We start from the raw sequence: 1092 nt of genomic DNA on the forward strand, positions 1-1092 counted from the left end.
GCCTCGGCCTGGACCTGCTTGAGGTGCTCGGCACCCTTGAAGGACTCGGCGTAGATCTTGTAGACGTCTTCCGTGCCGGAGGGCCGGGCCGCGAACCAGGCGTTTTCGGTAACGACCTTGAGGCCGCCAATCGCGGCGCCATTGCCCGGCGCTTCGGTCAGTTTGGCCGTGATCGTTTCGCCGGCCAGTTCGGTCGCGGTGACGTCCGACGGCGAGAGCTTGCCCAGCGCCGCCTTCTGCTCCCGGGTGGCGGCCGCGTCGATCCGGGCGTAGACGGGGTCGCCGAACTGGTCGGTGAGGCCCTTGTACAGCTGCGACGGTGATTTGCCCGTCACCGCCGTGATCTCCGAGGCCAGCAGAGCCAGCAGGATGCCATCCTTGTCGGTGGTCCAGACGCTCCCGTCCATCTTGTTAAAGGAGGCACCGGCGGATTCCTCGCCGCCGAAGGCGCCCTCTCCGGACAGCAGCCCGGGGACGAACCACTTGAAGCCCACGGGCACTTCGACAAGTTTGCGGCCCAGGCTCTCGGCCACGCGGTCGATGATGGATGAGGAAACCAGGGTCTTGCCGATCACGGACTGCGGGTTCCAGCCGGTCCGGTGCCGGTACAGATAATCGATGGCGACGGCGAGGTAGTGGTTTGGGTTCATCAGCCCGCCGTCCGGTGTGACGATCCCGTGGCGGTCGGCGTCGGCGTCGTTGCCTGTGGCGACGTCGAACTTGGCGCCGTCGGACATGCGGTTGATCAGGGACGCCATCGCCGACGGCGAGGAGCAATCCATCCGGATCTTCTCGTCCCAGTCCAGCGTCATGAAAGCCCACTGCGGGTCGACGGTGGGGTTAACCACGGTGAGGTTCAGGTGGTGGCGCTCACCGATCTCGCCCCAGTAGTCCACCGACGCTCCGCCCATCGGGTCGGCGCCGATCCGGACGCCCGCCTCGCGGATCGCATTGAGATCCAGTACCGACGGGAGGTCGTCGACGTAGCTGCTCAGGAAGTCGAACTTGCCGGTGGTCCCGGCGGCCAGGGCCTCGGCCACCGGAATCCGCTTGACGCCGCGCAGGCCGTTTTCCAGCAGCTCGTTGGCGCGG

General features: G+C 66.8%; 1 protein-coding gene. It reads right to left on the reverse strand.

The genetic code is table 11. The annotated features are described in order from the left end of the window. On the reverse strand, positions 1 to 1092 hold a 1092-nt coding region (locus tag LQV45_RS34910; protein WP_230012554.1), incomplete at both ends, for a phosphoglucomutase.

The sequence above is a fragment of the Microbacterium sp. Bi128 genome (genome assembly GCF_918698205.1).